Consider the following 16,977-nt stretch of genomic DNA (forward strand, 5'->3'; position numbering starts at 1 on the left):
ACTTCGTATTGAATGGCTTCGCTTTCCTAGGGTGCCGTCTCAGCCTTGGTCTTCGACTGGCACTGCTCCCTCAGGAGTCTCGCCATTAATACTACGTATTAACATGTAATTTTACTTTGAAATACTTTTAAAAAATAAGACACTTTGCCCAACTTGCACATAAATGTAAAATTCAATAAAATGAATTTTCTGTGTTGGGTCCCTTCTTATAATTTAATAAATACCACTAAACTAAATTAACGAGGTGCCTTATGTATAAAAATTATAACATGACCCAACTACACTACCAATAGAAACTTCTGTTAGAATCCCTCAAAATGATATTTCACGATATGTTAATGAAATTGTTGAAACAATACCTGATAGCGAATTCGATGAATTCAGACATCATCGTGGCGCAACATCCTATCATCCAAAAATGATGTTAAAAATCATCTTATATGCATATACTCAATCTGTTTAATTATGTTCAAAGCATTAAGGTAACAAGACAATATCTAAGATATCAAAGATAGAAATTTTTTGACGTTGTTGCTGATTGTAAACATAACCATCAATTTCATAATTAATAGCATCAATACGATAAATGGTTAAGCGTACTGAATCTACAAAGCCATTATTATAAAATTTAACTTCTACAGGTTGGGCATATTGTAGCGCCTCGTGTAGCCGAATGTTTAGCTCAGCCAATTGATCATCTGATAATACAGGACGTGTAATTTTGTTTTGGTCGATAATGTATTGTTGAATCGTTTCGAATTGTTCGGGTAATGTTGCAAAAGGAGCCCATTTAATCATGCCTCTTCCCATAGGTATATTGTTATCTAGTAATTCTCTTGGAACGTTACGATAATCAGTTTCTTCTTCATAACTTGTCATCCTTAATTCACCCCAATCTGATAATTACATTATACGAACATGTGTTCTGTTTTGCAACAAAAATTTTGTGGAAGCATAAACGCGTTAATAATTAATGCTCGTGTAAGTAAAAAAGAGGGATTAATTAAAATCGAATAATGACATATCACAGCAAATAGTTCTTTTAAAGTAGTTAAACAGTTTTAGCGTTAAGGAAATGATAAATGATTGTTAATTCTAGCTAAAATTTAATAAAATGAAAATAAGACTGACATGGAGGGGTAAAAGTAATGACAAATGGATATATTGGTTCTTACACTAAAAAGAATGGTAAAGGGATTTATCGTTTTGAATTAAACGAAAATCAGTCACGTATTGATTTATTAGAAATAGGATTTGAATTAGAAGCGTCTACATATTTGGTGCGTAATAACGAAGTTTTATATGGAATCAACAAAGAAGGAGAACAATGCGGTGTTGCGAGTTTGAAAATTGATGACAATGGTGAATTGCATTTATTAAATAAATGTTTGTCTTCAAAAGCTGGTACAGGTTGTTATGTATCGATTTCAGAAGATAAACGATATTTATTTGAAGCGGTATATGGTGCTGGCATCATACGTATGTATGAATTAAATACGCACACAGGTGAAATTATACGTCTAATTCAAGAACTTGCACATGATTTTCCAACAGGTACACATGAAAGACAAGATCATCCACACGCACATTATATTAATCAAACTCCAGATGGTAAGTACGTTGCAGTAACAGATTTAGGTGCTGATCGTATCGTTACTTATAAATTTGATGACAACGGGTTTGAATTTTATAAAGAATCTTTATTTAAAGATAGTGATGGGACAAGACATATTGAATTTCATGATAATGGAAAATTTGCTTATGTCGTACACGAATTATCAAATACTGTGAGTGTTGCAGAATATAATGACGGTAAATTTGAAGAGCTCGAGCGTCATTTAACAATTCCTGAAAACTTTGATGGAGATACTAAACTTGCAGCAGTGCGTTTGTCTCATGATCAACAATTCTTATATGTATCTAATAGAGGGCATGATAGCATTGCAATTTTTAAAGTTCTTGATAATGGTCAACACTTAGAACTAGTAACAATTACTGAAAGTGGTGGTCAATTCCCAAGAGATTTTAATATTGCCTCATCAGATGACCTTTTAGTTTGTGCTCATGAGCAAGGAGATTCAGTTGTAACTGTTTTCGAAAGAAATAAAGAAACAGGTAAAATTACGCTATGTGATAACACTCGTGTAGCATCTGAAGGTGTATGTGTCATATTTTAATCTTTAATTAATCATGATAAAAAGAAAACCATGTTTCCAAAAAATTTGTGTATACCTTGAAATTTATTGTTTTCAAGAACATCAAATTATGGAAGCATGGTTTATTTTTGGCTCAAAAATTAATTTTTAAAGAAAGCTTTGATGTATTTAAATTTACCTTTATATGGTGGTAAATGGACACCTGATTCTAATCGTGTAGATTTGAAAATGTAGCTTTTTTCATGTGTAAAAGTGTCGAATGAATATTTACCATGATAGCGTCCCATACCTGAGGCGCCAACACCACCAAATGGTAATTTAGGATTCGCTAGGTGCATCAATGTATCATTAATAGCGCCGCCGCCAAATGATAACTCGTTTATTACACGTTGTGTAGCATTTTCATCTTCGCTAAATAAATATAAACTCAAAGGTTTTGGTCTTTGGTGAATAAAGGCTATTGCTTCATCCAATGACTGATACGTTAAAATCGGTAAGATAGGACCAAAAATTTCTTCTTGCATAATTGCTGAATCACTTGTAACGTGATCTAACAATGTTGGTTCTATATAACGTTCATCCTCATCACTATGACCACCAAATACAATATTCATTTGTGCACTGTTAAGTAATGAAGTCAGACGATGATAATGTTTAAGGTTTACAATGCGGCCATAATCTGGACTTTGTTGTATATTTTGACCATAAAATTCACGCAACGTTTTTGATAGGGCTGTGATTAAATCATCTTTTACAGATTCGTGTACTAAAATGTAATCTGGTGCAACACATGTTTGGCCGGCATTAGTGAATTTCCCAAAACAAATGCGCTCACTAGCAACTTTAATATTCGCTGTTTCATCAACGATGACTGGAGATTTACCACCCATTTCTAATGTCACAGGAACTAAATTTTCGCTGGCAGCTTGATAAACGATTTTGCCTACATTTTCACTTCCTGTAAAGAAGACATAGTCAAAAGGTAAGTGAATTAACGTTTGCGTTTCTTCAATTCCTCCCTCAATAACTTCAATGTAATTTGCATCAAATGTTTCATTGATTAATCGTTTAATCACTCGTGCAACATTTGGTGTCAACTCAGATGGTTTAATAATTGCTGTATTACCTGCTGCAATAGCACCGATTAAAGGTTCGAATACTAGTTGAAAAGGATAGTTAAATGGTGCAATGATCAAAACTGTTCCATAAGGTTCTTTTTTGATATAGCTTTTTGTTGGAAATAAATATAAAGGTGTGTCTACATTTTTTGTTTTAGTCCAGTTTTTAAGTTCCTTACGGGCATTTTTGATACTTTTCAAAGTTATGCCAATTTCAGTAGCATAAGCTTCGACTTTATTTTTTCCTAAATCTGTATATAGTGCTTCTAAAATATCGCTCTCGTATGATTTAATAGCTTTGCTTAACTTCTTTAATTGATCTTTTCTAAAACTAATATCTTTAGTTTGTTGTGTATTGAAAAAAGCTTTACTGTCATAAAATTTTTGCTCAATGATATTCATAATGAAAAGAACCTCCTTATATGATTATTTTGGAAAAAGTGATTAATTGATTTGATTGTTGTGGCCGTTAATTTTAAATGGTCTTTCGAATTATATATGTTGAAAGTTGAAAATAGAGCGATGAATCGTGTACATAATAATATTTATAACTTTAATCATAACGAAAAAGGTAGGAAGAAAACAAAAATTTATACTCAACATCGCAAATATTTTAAGAAAATGTAAAGACAAAAGAGGAATTGTATAGAAATCACTAATCTGTGGGTTAGGATAGCTAAAGGAATGAAAACTACTATTGAAAAGGTTGTAAATTAGTCAAACGTAAATAAAAAACAGTTCATTGAAAGTGAAATAAATTCTACTTTAATGAACTGTTAGTTAAATACAACATGTCTATGATTAGACAGTAATATAGTATTATTTTGTTAATGCTTCAGTGATTTGAGGTACGATTTGTTTTTTTCGAGAAACAACACCAGATAAGAAGGCCATGTCATCTTCTAATTGAACATTGAATGCTTCGCCGACTTTATCTTTTTCAGCACCTACAACTAAAATTTTAGAATCACTATTAATGATGTCAGTAACAACAAGTACAAATAAGTCATATTTTTCTTGTGCACTTACAGCTAACATTTCTTTTTCTAAATCTTCTTTACGATTTAACACTTCGTCAAGGTCAACAGCATTAACTTGTGCAATACGAGTCACATAGTCACCCATAGTAAATGATTTAGCATCCATGTTTAATAAGAATTCAACTGATTTATCAGTTGTTGAAGCACCTGCTTTTAACATATCTAAGCCGTACTTTTGAATATCAACTTTAGCAATATCTTTTAATTCTTCAGCTGCTTTAACGTCTTGTTGTGTACATGTTGGTGATTTGAAAAGTAAGCTATCTGAGATAATTGCTGATAACATTAAACCGGCAATTTCAGGTTTAATTTCAAAGCCACGTTCTCTAAACATTTTGTATAAAATTGTAGCTGTACAACCAACTGGTTCAGCACGATAACATAAAGGGCCAGCAGTTTCGAAATTTGCAATTCTGTGATGATCAATTACATGCTTAATTGTAGCAGAGGCAATCGTATCAGAACTTTGTTGGAATTCGTTATGATCAACTAAGATAACATCTTGACCATCTAAATCATCCGTTAATAATTCCGGAGCAGGTACATTAAATGTATCTAACGCGAATTGAGTTTCTGCACTCACATCACCTAAACGGTATGCTTTGGCTCCTGAATTACCTCTAAGTTGTTCAAATTCTGCCATAATAATCGCAGATGAAATTGCATCAGTGTCTGGATTCTTATGTCCGAAAATATATGTTTTAGCCATTGTCAAATATCTCCCTTGTAAATTGTATTCTTTATAATTATTTTAGCACGATTTAAACGTGTTGTTCTACCTCTGCACCTAATGAGTTTTTGAAATGTGCAAGTGCCCATTCATGCCCTTTTTGATTAAATGAAGCCACTCCCTCAGCAGGTACTGAAATTTTATAACCTAAGTTGTATGCAGAAATTGCTGTATGTAACACGCAAATATCGGTACATACACCAACGATTTCGACTTGATTAATACTTCTTTCTCTCAATAAACTATCAAGCGGGGTACCAAAGAACGAATCATAGCGCGTTTTATCAATGAAATGTACATTAGGTTGCGCTTTAATTGTTTCGTATAATTTACCTACTTTACCGTATAATTCTCTACCACTTGTATCTACGATATTGTGTGGTGGGAATAATTTACTTTCAGGATGATGAATGTCATGTAAATAATGTAAATCCATTAAAAAGAATATATGGTCTTGATAATAATTAAAGTCATTGATACGAGAAACAATAAAATCTTCAATATTTTGTCCAGGTTTACCGCATGTTAGTAAGCCGTCATCTGCGATAAAGTCATATGAATAGTCAACAACTAATAGTGCGCGATGTGTCATTCAACATCTCTCCTATATAATAAAATAAACTCCCATCTATTCATAAATGCTAGAGTAATTTTTAACCCTAATGGTTAATATATAAATATAGATTAAGTATATAGATTAATCAACTTTTTTGGAAGAGCAAATCACGCAATCAACAAATAATATAAGAAGTTTTTGCGATAGTTTTAAAATAGCTGTAATAGAATACTAAATGTGACAAACTTAGAACTAATATCAAGTGTTGATGTTTTGAATATAAAAATGCTAATAGATGGCATCACGAGATTTATGACTATCTGTTAAATCAACCTAACACGATTATAATTTGAATAATTGGTTAATATATGAGTAATTAGAAAATAGACAAAGGATGACGATTTATGTATATCAATATGAAAGATTATGGGTTAACAGGCATAAACAAAACTAAAGATACTCGAGCAATACAACATGCGTTAAATCGTGGAAGATGTAAACCAACGACAGTTTATATACCGAAAGGGACGTATGATATTTGCAAACCATTAACGATATATGGCAATACAACACTTTTGTTGGATAATGAAACTATTTTACGCCGATGTCATTCTGGTCCTTTATTAAAAAATGGTCATCGCTTTGGTTTTTATCGTGGTTATAATGGACACAGTCATATTCATATTAAAGGCGGCAAGCTTGATATGAATGGCGTATCGTATCCTTATAACAATACAGCTATGTGCATTGGGCATGCTGAAGATATTCAATTAATAGGTGTGACTATTAAGAATGTAGTGAGTGGTCATGCAATTGATGCTTGCGGGATTAATGGACTCTATATTAAAAGTTGTTCATTTGAAGGATTTATAGACTATAGTGGCGAACGCTTTTATTCTGAAGCAATACAATTAGACATTCAAGTACCTGGTGCTTTTCCAAAATTCGGAACGACAGATGGTACGATAACGAAAAATGTCGTTATCGAAGATTGTTATTTTGGACCTTCAGAATTGCCCGAAATGGGAAGTTGGAATCGTGCTATTGGCTCACATGCAAGTAGACATAATCGTTACTATGAGAATATTCATATTAGAAATAATATATTTGAAGATATACAAGGTTATGCATTAACTCCCTTGAAGTATAAAGATGCTTTCATTATTAATAATAAGTTTATTAACTGTGAGGGTGGTATTAGATATTTAGGAGTTAGAGATGGTAAAAATGCAGCAGATGTGATGACAGGAAAAGACTTAGGTTCCCAAGCAGGCATAAATATGAATATAATTGGAAATGAATTTAAAGGATCAATGTCTAAAGATGCGATACATGTACGTAATTATAATAATGTTAAACATAAAGATGTATTAATCGTTGGGAATACATTCAATAATTCGACTCAATCAATTCATTTAGAAGATATTGATACAGTGTTTTTAAGTCCTGTTGAAGCGGGTATTCAAGTTACTACAATCAATATAGATGAAATAAAAAAGTAAAAAGTTTCGCATGACATTAGGATTAAGAATAGTAGATAATTTTTGAAAGCGCATTCATAAAACGGTATAAATATGCTATAATAAACCCAATTATCTGATAAAAGGGGTATTTTGACGGTAATGATAATACAAGATAGACAACTTTCTATACTCTAATATAGTGAGTTGAAGTAGCTTGTCATAATCATCATGAGGGGGAAATTTATGGCTTATTTCAATCAACATCAATCAATGATATCGAAAAGGTATTTAACATTCTTTTCAAAATCAAAGAAAAAGAAACCGTTTAGTGCGGGACAACTTATTGGACTAATATTAGGTCCATTACTTTTCCTATTAACATTATTGTTCTTTCATCCACAAGACTTACCTTGGAAAGGCGTATATGTCTTAGCGATTACTTTATGGATTGCGACTTGGTGGATTACTGAAGCAATTCCTATTGCAGCAACGAGCTTATTACCAATTGTGTTATTACCATTAGGTCACATACTTACACCAGAACAAGTATCATCCGAATATGGCAATGATATTATCTTTTTGTTTTTAGGTGGATTTATTTTGGCAATTGCAATGGAAAGATGGAATTTACATACGAGAGTAGCTTTGACTATTATTAATTTAATTGGTGCAAGCACTTCAAAAATATTACTTGGATTCATGGTGGCAACAGGATTCTTATCTATGTTTGTATCGAACACTGCAGCTGTAATGATTATGATTCCGATTGGTTTAGCAATTATTAAGGAAGCACATGATTTACAAGAAGCCAATACGAATCAAACAAGTATTCAAAAGTTTGAAAAATCTCTAGTTTTAGCAATTGGCTATGCAGGTACGATTGGTGGCTTGGGTACATTAATCGGAACCCCGCCATTAATTATTTTAAAAGGACAATACATGCAACATTTTGGACATGAAATTAGTTTTGCTAAATGGATGATTGTAGGGATTCCAACGGTCATTGTTTTGTTAGGTATTACTTGGCTCTATTTAAGATATGTTGCGTTTAGACATGATTTGAAATATTTACCTGGTGGTCAGACGTTAATTAAACAAAAGTTAGACGAGCTTGGCAAAATGAAGTATGAAGAAAAGGTAGTACAAACTATCTTTGTACTTGCCAGCTTATTATGGATTACAAGAGAGTTTCTTCTGAAAAAATGGGAAGTTACGTCATCTGTTGCAGATGGTACGATTGCTATTTTTATATCAATATTATTATTTATTATTCCAGCTAAAAATACTGAAAAACATCGCCGTATCATTGACTGGGAAGTTGCAAAAGAGCTCCCTTGGGGTGTATTAATTTTATTTGGTGGCGGTTTAGCATTAGCGAAAGGTATTTCTGAAAGTGGTTTAGCAAAATGGTTAGGCGAACAGTTGAAATCATTAAATGGTGTTAGTCCGATTCTTATTGTAATTGTCATAACAATCTTTGTCTTATTTTTAACTGAAGTGACATCTAATACTGCAACTGCAACGATGATTTTACCGATTTTAGCAACGTTGTCTGTTGCTGTTGGAGTGCATCCATTACTACTTATGGCACCTGCAGCTATGGCGGCTAACTGTGCATACATGTTACCAGTAGGGACACCACCGAATGCAATTATCTTTGGTTCAGGTAAAATATCTATCAAACAAATGGCATCAGTAGGATTCTGGGTAAACTTAATCAGTGCAATAATTATTATTTTAGTCGTGTATTATGTAATGCCTATAGTTTTAGGTATTGATATAAATCAACCACTGCCATTGAAATAGTAATTGCAGATTAGAACGAAAAATAAAAGGTTACATTAGCAATTGCTTGAACGAGTGGTAATGAAACGTATACAGCAGCATCGTGTAAAAACAATACAAACAAAAGAAAGTCAACCAAGGATGGATTCCTATTTTAATCCTTGGTTGACTCTTTATTTTATTTAAATTGTAGAACCTAGAAAATAAAGTTTAATTAAAAGCACCAATCATTTCTACTTTGAAATCTAAGGTTTCTAAAATAGCAATGACTTTCTTTATATCGGTTGTAATTGCAGAATCAGCCTGAACGAAAAATCGATACATACCTAATTGTGTTTTTAAAGGACGAGACTCAATCCAGGATAAATTAATATTAAACAAAGCAAATGTATTAAGCACACTTGCTAACAGCCCAGGTTTATCATGCATTGGTGTAATTAAAAACATCAATGATGTCGCATTTTGATCAAATTGCTGCTGATTTTTTATAACTAAAAAACGTGTCACGTTATGTGGATAGTCTTCAATATGTGTATCAATAGGTGTAAAACCATAAGCTTCGCCACTACCTAAAGGTGCAATTGCTGCAACGCCATTTTCAATTTTAGTCAAACTTTGAATTGTACTGTCGACATAATCATAGTCAAATTGATGTTGATGTATGTAATTTGTTGTTTGACTGATTGCTGGTGCAATAGAATACACTTTTTTAATATCAGAAATGGAATCTGTTCCATTACCATATAATGCAAAGTTAATATCTAAACGTATTTCACCGTGTGCAAAGACATCTTGCTGTGCAAGTGCATCTGCCACAATGTTGATTGTTCCTTCTATAGAATTTTCAATAGGGACAACACCAATCGATGTGTCATCATCTGCAACTGCCTTGATGACTTCAAATAAATTTGACTTTGGTTGAAAAGTTGCTTCATTTTCAGAAAAATACTGACGACAAGCCAAATATGAAAATGTACCTTTAGGGCCTAAATAATATAATTGCATATGCTACACCTCTACTAACTTAATGATGGAAAGGGCACTGGTTAGCATTTGATTCTTTCTTTTTATAGAAAAAGTTTGGATCTTTTACTGTATTGTCATATCCGTGATGATAATTTGACGTCAATGTTGGAGATAATGGCGGTGCTAGCCAAGACCATTTTCCGGTAACTTGACGACCTTGTTGTGCTTCGTTACGTTCGAATAGTTCGAATTGCTTTGCAGCGGTCAAATGATCGACAATTGATACGCCTTCTTTTTTAAAGGAATGATACACAGCATAGTTCAATTCAACAAGTGCTCGATCTTTATTAAATGAATTATTTTTAAGTGTATCAAATTCAAACGCATCTGCAACTTTTTCTAGTAAATTGTAACGGTAATCATCAATAAAGTTACGTACGCCAATTTCAGTTACCATATACCAACCGTTAAAGGGTGCAGTTGGATATACAATGCCACCGATTTTTAAGTCCATATTGGAAATGATAGGGACTGCATACCATTTTAAGTTCAATTTTCTTAATTTTGGATAATGATTATGTTCAATAGGTACTTCTTTAATTAATGAAGTAGGATATTCGTAAAATTTAACTGACTCATTAGGTAATTGGTAAATCAGTGGTAACACGTCAAAATTAGTACCTTTTCCTTTCCAACCTAAGTGATTTGCTAAGCGTGTAACTTCTTTTTCAGCAGGATCACCACAATTGTCATAGCCAGCATAGCGAATTAATTGATTGTTGAAAATTTTAGGTCCATCCTTTGGAGCATATATAGTAATATACGGCTTTAATTTACCTTCATTTGTAGCCTGTGTAATATGATAAGTAATTGATGATAAGAACGATGCTTCGTCAGTAACATCTCTTGCATCAATGACATTTAACGAATCCCAAAATAAACGACCAATGCAACGATTTGAATTACGCCAAGCCATTTTAGCACCATAAATAAGTTCTTCTTCTGTATGTGTATATGTCCCAGTTTCTTTTATTTCTAGTTCAATGTCATGTAAACGTTTATTGATAATTTGCGTTTCATAATGACACTCTTTATACATGTTTTCTATGAAAGCTTGAGCCTCTTTAAATAACATTAACAACACCTCGCTTTATATTATAGTCTACATTATTAAAATACTCTTAAAAATTATGTATATGTCATTAAATTGTTGGTTGATTTTAATTAAAAGTATGGAAATTAAGGGGCTCTTATGTATATAAAAAAATGAATTATGATAAAATGTAAGAAAATATTTAGGTCGATTGGAGAGATACAAGTGTACCAATTAGAAGACGACAGTTTAATGTTACATAATGACTTATATCAAATAAATATGGCTGAAAGTTATTGGAATGATAATATTCATGAAAAAATGGCTGTATTTGATTTGTATTTTAGAAAAATGCCATTTAATAGTGGCTATGCTGTTTTTAATGGTTTAAAACGCGTCATTGATTTTATAGAACATTTTGGATTTTCAGAATCTGATTTGGAATATTTAAAGTCTATTGGCTACAAGGATGATTTCTTATCATATTTAAAAGATTTAAAATTCACAGGAAGCATTCGTTCGATGCAAGAAGGCGAATTATGCTTTGGTAACGAACCATTGTTACGCGTAGAAGCACCATTGATTCAAGCGCAATTAATAGAAACAATTTTATTAAACATTGTAAATTTCCATACACTAATTACAACAAAGGCTAGTAGAATTCGTCAAATTGCATCAAATGATAAATTAATGGAGTTTGGTACACGTCGTGCGCAAGAAATTGATGCAGCATTGTGGGGCGCTAGAGCTGCTTACATCGGGGGCTTTGATTCTACAAGTAATGTTAGGGCAGGTAAATTATTTGGTATACCTGTGTCTGGTACACATGCACACGCATTTGTCCAAACTTATGGAGATGAATATGTTGCCTTCAAAAAATATGCTGAAAGACATAAAAATTGTGTGTTCCTAGTAGATACATTCCATACTTTAAAATCTGGCGTGCCAAATGCAATAAAAGTTGCAAAAGAATTAGGTGACAAAATTAACTTTGTAGGTATTCGATTGGATTCTGGAGATATCGCTTATTTATCTAAAGAGGCAAGACGTATGCTTGATGAAGCAGGATTTACTGAAACTAAAATTATCGCGTCTAATGATTTGGATGAAGAAACGATTACGAGTTTGAAAGCACAAGGTGCAAAAGTAGATTCTTGGGGCGTTGGTACAAAGCTGATTACAGGATACGATCAACCAGCATTAGGTGCAGTATATAAACTTGTAGCTATTGAAAATGAAGAGGGTTCATATAGTGATCGTATTAAATTATCAAATAACGCTGAAAAGGTTACGACGCCAGGTAAGAAAAATGTATATCGCATTATAAACAAGAAAACAGGTAAGGCAGAAGGCGATTATATTACTTTGGAAAATGAAAATCCATACGATGAACAACCTTTAAAATTATTCCATCCAGTGCATACTTATAAAATGAAATTTATAAAATCTTTCGAAGCCATTGATTTGCATCATAATATTTATGAAAATGGTAAATTAGTATATCAAATGCCAACAGAAGATGAATCACGTGAATATTTAGCACAAGGATTACAATCTATTTGGGATGAAAATAAGCGTTTCCTTAATCCACAAGAATATCCAGTCGATTTAAGCAAGGCATGTTGGGATAATAAACATAAACGTATTTTTGAAGTTGCGGAACACGTTAAGGAGATGGAAGAAGATAATGAGTAAATTACAAGACGTTATTGTACAAGAAATGAAAGTGAAAAAGCGTATCGATAGTGCTGAAGAAATTATGGAATTAAAGCAATTTATAAAAAATTATGTACAATCACATTCATTTATAAAATCTTTAGTGTTAGGTATTTCAGGAGGACAGGATTCTACATTAGTTGGAAAACTAGTACAAATGTCTGTTAACGAATTACGTGAAGAAGGCATTGATTGTACGTTTATTGCAGTTAAATTACCTTATGGAGTTCAAAAAGATGCTGATGAAGTTGACCAAGCTTTGCGATTCATTGAACCAGATGAAATAGTAACAGTCAATATTAAGCCTGCAGTTGATCAAAGTGTGCAATCATTAAAAGAAGCTGGTATTGTTCTTACAGATTTCCAAAAAGGAAATGAAAAAGCGCGTGAACGTATGAAAGTACAATTTTCAATTGCTTCAAACCGACAAGGTATTGTAGTAGGAACAGATCATTCAGCTGAAAATATAACTGGGTTTTATACGAAGTACGGTGATGGTGCTGCAGATATCGCACCTATATTTGGTTTGAATAAACGACAAGGTCGTCAATTATTAGCGTATCTTGGTGCGCCAAAGGAATTATATGAAAAAACGCCAACTGCTGATTTAGAAGATGATAAACCACAGCTTCCAGATGAAGATGCATTAGGTGTAACTTATGAGGCGATTGATAATTATTTAGAAGGTAAGCCAGTTACGCCAGAAGAACAAAAAGTAATTGAAAATCATTATATACGAAATGCACACAAACGTGAACTTGCATATACAAGATACACGTGGCCAAAATCCTAATTTAATTTTTTCTTCTAACGTGTGACTTAAATTAAATATGAGTTAGAATTAATAACATTAAACCACATTCAGCTAGACTACTTCAGTGTATAAATTGAAAGTGTATGAACTAAAGTAAGTATGTTCATTTGAGAATAAATTTTTATTTATGACAAATTCGCTATTTATTTATGAGAGTTTTCGTACTATATTATATTAATATGCATTCATTAAGGTTAGGTTGAAGCAGTTTGGTATTTAAAGTGTAATTGAAAGAGAGTGGGGCGCCTTATGTCATTCGTAACAGAAAATCCATGGTTAATGGTACTAACTATATTTATCATTAACGTTTGTTATGTAACGTTTTTAACGATGCGAACAATTTTAACGTTGAAAGGTTATCGTTATATTGCTGCATCAGTTAGTTTTTTAGAAGTATTAGTTTATATCGTTGGTTTAGGTTTGGTTATGTCTAATTTAGACCATATTCAAAATATTATTGCCTACGCATTTGGTTTTTCAATAGGTATCATTGTTGGTATGAAAATAGAAGAAAAACTGGCATTAGGTTATACAGTTGTAAATGTAACTTCAGCAGAATATGAGTTAGATTTACCGAATGAACTTCGAAATTTAGGATATGGCGTTACGCACTATGCTGCGTTTGGTAGAGATGGTAGTCGTATGGTGATGCAAATTTTAACACCAAGAAAATATGAACGTAAATTGATGGATACGATAAAAAATTTAGATCCGAAAGCATTTATCATTGCGTATGAACCTCGAAACATACATGGTGGATTCTGGACTAAAGGCATTCGTCGTAGAAAGCTTAAAGATTATGAACCAGAAGAACTGGAAAGTGTAGTAGAACATGAAATTCAAAGTAAATGAGAATGAAACAATTGCTGATTGTTTGTCACGAATGAAAATGCAAGGGTATATGCCGGTAAAACGTATTGAAAAACCCGTGTTTCAAGAGCAAAAAGATGGCACGGTTGAAGTATCACATCAAGAAATCGTTTTTGTAGGTAAGAAAATCCAATAACATAATCCAATTTAAATAAAGACTATTTGAAGAGGAAAGGCTATTCAAAGTTTGAGTAATTTTACTTTGAATAGCCTATTTGTTTATACATGCAAGATGCTCGATCCATATTGTATGAGAAACCCCCAGCAAGCTATATAAAGCATATGCTGGGGGTTCTTAATATTTTAAAAATTATTGTTAGATTATATATATCGTCGCTTTTTCTAAAACAATCTCATCGCATGAAATTTTTTCTTCCTAGAGACCTTTAATAAGATTAATAGTTTACTTAATCATATCTAGATAGTCTTATGACTTATGCTTAATGAAAGTCATTCTAGGAGAAGTTCCCAAAGCTTCTGTGTTCATAATTGTTAGTAGTATTTTATTATCATTTGGTATAAATATTTCAATAACAATTGAGCTATTATTTTTATTATATAATGTGAGTTGTTTGTGTTCTGTATTTATATATTTGCAAATGTAATCAGAATCGTCTGAGGTACTGAGAATAAATTTTAAAGGACTATCATTTAAATCTTGAGGATGCCATTCTCCCTCAATAATATTAAGATAATACTTAGCCTCTGAATTACATTTGAATTTATCAATACTAAATAATTCAATTTGTTCCATAATATTATTTACCTTTCTAAAATACAAATTTTAATAACCATAAATAGATGAATACCATCGATAATGGTCGCCATTGGATACTGGAATAACATTGTTTTTAGCATCTTGAGTCATAAAACCATTATCCCATGGATTCCATATAATTATAACCTCTTGTCCATTATCTAATTTAGCGTTCCCAACAACTGCCATGGCATGCCCTGCGTGCATACCATTTCTTGATTCTACTCTACTACCTAAAACAGCAATTCCTTTATTATTTTTAGTAAGATTGTCAACTTCATTATATGTAGTCATTCTATTAAGAAGTTGTGGACTTCTTCCCTGAGTTTGTCCAAAATAAATCATCTCTCTTGGCGTTAAACCAGTAAATTGGAATCGTTGTCCTTGTAAGTTTGGGTGTAAAAATCTCATCACAGCTTCTGCATGATATTTGTTAGTATTATAAGTCGCATTTAGTAATGCAGACATCGTATAGCCTGCACACCAACCATTGTTACCTTGAGTTTCTCTTATCTTGAAATTCTCAAGTTTATTTATATATTGCTCGTTGTAAGTATAATTATTACTTTTAAATTGACTAGTTGGCATAGTGACAGAAGCTTTTTGCTTTAGTTGCGTTACATTATTGCCAGTAGGTATACTCTCAGTCTTTTTTAACTTTTTATCTTCTAGACGTGGTGTTTTTAGTACTAGTTTAGCTTTATGATTTTGAGTAACCACATAGTAACCTTTTGAGTTTGTCAAAATAGTAATTTGTTGATCTTTATATTGATTTAAGACTTTAGATAAAAATGGAGAAACATTGATTGTGTATTTAGAAGATGAACTAGAATACTTAGTGATTTTTGGTGAAATTGTAACTATATAATCGATATTACCTTCAGTGTTCAAAACTGGAAAATAATAATTACCATCACTCTTTTTGTTGAATTTATAAATTTTAAAAGGTTCACCAAGTGTATACGAGGCTTTCTCTTTATTATAGATTTTATCAAGTGAAGTAACATAAGAAAGATAGTCTTTTTGCGCTAAATTACGTACGTCAGTAGGAACACTCTTGTCCTCGACATTAACTTGCACATGCTTCTTATCTTTTGCTTTGATATTTGAATTGCTCTCAGCGTTTGCAATAGGGGTAACACTTAAAGAAAATATTAAACTTAAAGCTATTAATTTTGGAAAGTTTCTTTTCATATAAAAACTCCTTTATTTTATTATAAAATAATTATATTAAATTTAGTTAAGAGTTTCAATATAAATTTTTAATCTATGTTTAAAAAATATTTAATTTTTACACATTATCAGTTTATGTAATAATTTAGTAGCTTATTTACTAAATTGCAAACATCTCATTCAATAATTAATATGATCGAAAGTTTCATGAAAATATATTAGTCGATTTTGAAAGAAGCGTAGTCAATTTATGTCTTTCTATAAAAATTTACTATTAAAAAAATCTCTGCGTATTTTTCTATAATCAGTTTCGTATTTATACGATTCTGGAGTTCAATATTAATGTCTTATATTTAAAATGCCACACCTATGCAATAGAATATATATTCTTTTTGTGAGTAGAAAATTTGTTATATTAGAAGCGAATAATTTTAAAACATATTATGAAATGTAAGAAGAAATATTATGAAACTAGGAAAAGTAGATTGTTGAAAATTCCATACAATAGGAGAAGTAAAGTGAATAAATTCTGGTATTACTAAAGCTATTGATTGTCCTAATTGTTATAAAAAGTTGGATAGTGTAGTTGAGGGGAGAAAAACTAAAATGCAAAAATATATTCTTAATGGATCATTATAAATACCAATTAGATTAAAGTATTGCGAACATTTACAATTAGAAATCAGTATTAATCTGCCATAGATAATTGTATTAATGTAAAAAATAAAATAGAATGAGAA

Annotated in this window: 17 protein-coding genes and 1 pseudogene; 9 read left to right on the plus strand and 9 right to left on the minus strand. The window is 31.8% G+C overall.

The genetic code is table 11. The features are described from left to right. Window positions 1-251: 251 nt before the first annotated feature. A pseudogene (locus IDG60_RS10595) lies at window positions 252-460 on the plus strand (transposase); the annotation flags it as partial. A 17-nt stretch (window positions 461-477) separates the two neighbouring features. Here the strand turns inward: IDG60_RS10595 and IDG60_RS10600 are convergent. After that, entirely contained in the window at window positions 478-879 is a 402-nt protein-coding gene (locus IDG60_RS10600; protein ID WP_000205106.1) for a YolD-like family protein, read from the minus strand. Window positions 880-1,148: 269 nt separating this feature from the next. Here IDG60_RS10600 and pglS point away from each other — a divergent pair, with 269 nt between their 5' ends. Next, complete coding sequence (pglS, locus tag IDG60_RS10605; protein WP_061734373.1) at window positions 1,149-2,177, plus strand: 6-phosphogluconolactonase; 1,029 nt, start codon at window positions 1,149-1,151, stop codon at window positions 2,175-2,177. Window positions 2,178-2,296: 119 nt separating this feature from the next. Here the strand turns inward: pglS and IDG60_RS10610 are convergent, their stop codons facing one another. Then, complete coding sequence (locus IDG60_RS10610) at window positions 2,297-3,676, minus strand: aldehyde dehydrogenase (protein WP_001021210.1); 1,380 nt, start codon at window positions 3,674-3,676, stop codon at window positions 2,297-2,299. 51 nt (window positions 3,677-3,727) lie between these two features. Here IDG60_RS10610 and IDG60_RS10615 point away from each other — a divergent pair, with 51 nt between their 5' ends. Next, window positions 3,728-3,901: a hypothetical protein gene (locus IDG60_RS10615; RefSeq protein WP_001792184.1), complete on the plus strand. Its 174-nt coding sequence runs from the start codon at window positions 3,728-3,730 to the stop codon at window positions 3,899-3,901. A 192-nt stretch (window positions 3,902-4,093) separates the two neighbouring features. Here the strand turns inward: IDG60_RS10615 and IDG60_RS10620 are convergent, their stop codons facing one another. Next, window positions 4,094-5,023: a manganese-dependent inorganic pyrophosphatase gene (locus tag IDG60_RS10620; RefSeq protein WP_001140871.1), complete on the minus strand. Its 930-nt coding sequence runs from the start codon at window positions 5,021-5,023 to the stop codon at window positions 4,094-4,096. Window positions 5,024-5,075: 52 nt separating this feature from the next. Further along, window positions 5,076-5,636, minus strand: coding sequence for a cysteine hydrolase family protein (locus IDG60_RS10625; RefSeq protein WP_000149686.1), 561 nt, complete (start codon window positions 5,634-5,636; stop codon window positions 5,076-5,078). 368 nt (window positions 5,637-6,004) lie between these two features. On the opposite strand from IDG60_RS10625, the gene IDG60_RS10630 reads away from it, so the two are divergent. Both IDG60_RS10630 and IDG60_RS10635 read left to right on the plus strand, forming a co-directional pair. After that, window positions 6,005-7,102 carry a glycosyl hydrolase family 28-related protein gene (locus IDG60_RS10630; RefSeq protein ID WP_206160677.1) on the plus strand — a complete coding sequence of 366 codons (1,098 nt, stop codon included), beginning with the start codon at window positions 6,005-6,007 and terminating at the stop codon, window positions 7,100-7,102. A 204-nt stretch (window positions 7,103-7,306) separates the two neighbouring features. Beyond that, window positions 7,307-8,869 carry an SLC13 family permease gene (locus IDG60_RS10635; RefSeq protein ID WP_000323161.1) on the plus strand — a complete coding sequence of 521 codons (1,563 nt, stop codon included), beginning with the start codon at window positions 7,307-7,309 and terminating at the stop codon, window positions 8,867-8,869. 10 nt (window positions 8,870-8,879) lie between these two features. On the opposite strand, the gene IDG60_RS10640 is transcribed toward IDG60_RS10635, so the two are convergent. The 3 genes from IDG60_RS10640 to IDG60_RS10650 form a co-directional block, all read right to left on the minus strand. Further along, window positions 8,880-8,987, minus strand: a complete 108-nt coding sequence (locus IDG60_RS10640; protein ID WP_001802312.1) for a hypothetical protein — start codon at window positions 8,985-8,987, stop codon at window positions 8,880-8,882. Window positions 8,988-9,058: 71 nt separating this feature from the next. Continuing rightward, on the minus strand, window positions 9,059-9,853 hold the full coding sequence (locus tag IDG60_RS10645) for a prephenate dehydratase (protein ID WP_001177828.1): 795 nt from the start codon (window positions 9,851-9,853) through the stop codon (window positions 9,059-9,061). Window positions 9,854-9,872: 19 nt separating this feature from the next. Continuing rightward, a complete protein-coding gene (locus IDG60_RS10650) occupies window positions 9,873-10,949 on the minus strand; it encodes a nitric oxide synthase oxygenase (protein WP_000897635.1) in 1,077 nt (358 codons plus the stop codon). A gap of 183 nt (window positions 10,950-11,132) precedes the next feature. Between IDG60_RS10650 and IDG60_RS10655 the strand changes: the two genes are divergently transcribed. From IDG60_RS10655 to IDG60_RS10670, 4 genes are all read left to right on the plus strand, one after another. Further along, window positions 11,133-12,602, plus strand: a complete 1,470-nt coding sequence (locus IDG60_RS10655) for a nicotinate phosphoribosyltransferase (protein ID WP_000284436.1) — start codon at window positions 11,133-11,135, stop codon at window positions 12,600-12,602. Then, the gene (gene nadE / locus IDG60_RS10660) at window positions 12,595-13,416 is read left to right on the plus strand and encodes an ammonia-dependent NAD(+) synthetase (RefSeq protein WP_000040866.1); all 822 of its coding nucleotides are present in this window, start codon (window positions 12,595-12,597) and stop codon (window positions 13,414-13,416) included. Before IDG60_RS10655 ends, nadE begins: the two co-directional genes overlap by 8 nt. Before the next feature lie 270 nt (window positions 13,417-13,686). Further along, a complete protein-coding gene (locus IDG60_RS10665) occupies window positions 13,687-14,289 on the plus strand; it encodes a DUF2179 domain-containing protein (protein ID WP_000011542.1) in 603 nt (200 codons plus the stop codon). Then, window positions 14,270-14,443, plus strand: a complete 174-nt coding sequence (locus IDG60_RS10670; protein ID WP_000669862.1) for an NETI motif-containing protein — start codon at window positions 14,270-14,272, stop codon at window positions 14,441-14,443. The genes IDG60_RS10665 and IDG60_RS10670 overlap by 20 nt, the downstream gene beginning before the upstream one ends. A gap of 291 nt (window positions 14,444-14,734) precedes the next feature. Here the strand turns inward: IDG60_RS10670 and IDG60_RS10675 are convergent, their stop codons facing one another. Together IDG60_RS10675 and scpA are read right to left on the minus strand one after the other, a co-directional pair. Beyond that, window positions 14,735-15,061, minus strand: a complete 327-nt coding sequence (locus IDG60_RS10675) for a staphostatin A (protein ID WP_000434933.1) — start codon at window positions 15,059-15,061, stop codon at window positions 14,735-14,737. A gap of 30 nt (window positions 15,062-15,091) precedes the next feature. Next, window positions 15,092-16,258, minus strand: a complete 1,167-nt coding sequence (scpA, locus tag IDG60_RS10680; protein ID WP_000827746.1) for a cysteine protease staphopain A — start codon at window positions 16,256-16,258, stop codon at window positions 15,092-15,094. Window positions 16,259-16,977 lie beyond the last annotated feature (719 nt).

The sequence above is a fragment of the Staphylococcus sp. EG-SA-2 genome, from assembly GCF_017152085.1.